At 25.5% G+C, this 907-nt stretch carries 2 protein-coding genes; one reads left to right on the top strand and one right to left on the bottom strand.

Annotation, left to right across the window (positions count from 1 at the left end; translation table 4 throughout):
* Positions 1–146 precede the first annotated feature (146 nt).
* On the top strand, positions 147–404 hold the full coding sequence (locus C6B38_RS05510; RefSeq protein ID WP_105298940.1) for a hypothetical protein: 258 nt from the start codon (positions 147–149) through the stop codon (positions 402–404).
* Positions 405–460: 56 nt separating this feature from the next.
* Here C6B38_RS05510 and C6B38_RS11235 read toward each other — a convergent pair.
* The coding region (locus tag C6B38_RS11235) for a hypothetical protein (RefSeq protein ID WP_233485568.1) at positions 461–907 on the bottom strand (447 nt) is incomplete at its 5' end.

Here is a 907-nt window from a genome sequence, read left to right as displayed (position 1 = left end):
ATAAAACAAAGATTTAAAATATAAATTGGAATTGCTACTGTTTTAGCTTTCTTAGTGATGTATAATGTACAATGAAGCGGCAAAAAAAACAACTCTTGTTAGGGTTGTTTTTTTATTTAAAATAAAACAACTCCTAAAAGGAGGTAATGATAATTAAACAACAAAAAATATGTGATGTTAATGATTGTTATAAATTATCATCATTAATCAACGAAGAATTTGTATCAAATAAAGTTTTATGAACTTGTGAAAAACATAGAAATTTATTGAATAAAGTAAAAAGAAATTTATTGAATAAAGTAAAAGATAAAACACAAAAGCAATTTTATCAAAAACTAGAAAATTCAAAAATTATCTTTGATTGAGAAACTGGTTTGTTAAAACTTTGATTTTATAAAACTTAATGCAGAGTGGGACAGTTATTTTATAAATAACTAAGTGCTTCCATAAGAACATGAGTTTATACTCATTCCCACAGCCGGCCGAGGCAAGTACTGAAATAGTGTATGAGGTTATTTTTAATAACTTGCGATAGTGGTGATGTGTCCAAGGCTAACATCGAACCACAATAAAAATAGAGATGGTGACACAAACAATTAAATTTGCGATTAGCATTCGGTCCTTCATATGGGTTATGTTCTTTTAAAATAGTTTTAATTCTTTCATTTAAAGGTAAATACGGTGTTACAAATTTTTCATAAAATACATGGTATTTATCAAAAGGATTAAAAGTAAATTGATTAGAATATGTTTTATGAAAATATGTTGTTATTGTTTTGTATTGTTTTGTTATACTATCTCATTCTTTAAATGTCCAAGATAATTCTTTTATAGGAATAGGATTGTCTAATTTTATAGGAATAGGATTGTCTAAATTATATTGTTCATTATTATTTTCATCGGTGTA

Origin of the sequence: Spiroplasma sp. ChiS, assembly GCF_002968355.1 — a bacterium.
In the GTDB taxonomy this organism is placed as follows: domain Bacteria; phylum Bacillota_I; class Bacilli_A; order Mycoplasmatales; family Mycoplasmataceae; genus Spiroplasma; species Spiroplasma citri.
This window is presented reverse-complemented; position numbering and strand designations above follow the sequence as displayed.